Source organism: Chromohalobacter sp. HP20-39, assembly GCF_033052815.1.
Classification (GTDB): Bacteria; Pseudomonadota; Gammaproteobacteria; order Pseudomonadales; family Halomonadaceae; genus Chromohalobacter.
On sequence record NZ_JAWHTP010001159.1, the window covers coordinates 1 to 237 of the forward strand.

1 protein-coding gene is annotated in these 237 nt (G+C 62.4%); it reads right to left on the reverse strand.

Annotated elements, in window-relative coordinates; all coding sequences use genetic code 11:
• Nucleotides 1-64: 64 nt before the first annotated feature.
• Nucleotides 65-235 (reverse strand): aldehyde dehydrogenase family protein, encoded by a 171-nt coding sequence (locus RVY79_RS21530; RefSeq protein ID WP_317466657.1) that lies wholly within the window; start codon nt 233-235, stop codon nt 65-67.
• Nucleotides 236-237: the final 2 nt, after the last annotated feature.

Genomic DNA, 237 nt, shown 5'->3' on the forward strand with positions numbered 1-237 from the left:
GCGATCTTGCCGGCAAGCCGCATGGTGTCTCCTCGTGGTGTTGTGTTGTGTTGTTTGTGTTGCTCTAGCCGTGGCGGATGGCGATGGTCTTCAAGGTGGTGAAGCCATACAGCGCTTCAAAGCCTTTCTCGCGCCCGTGGCCAGATTGGCCCGTGCCGCCAAAGGGCAACTCCACGCCGCCGCCTGCGCCGTAGTTGTTGACGAAGACCTGGCCGGCCTTGAGCTTGCGCGCCAGGC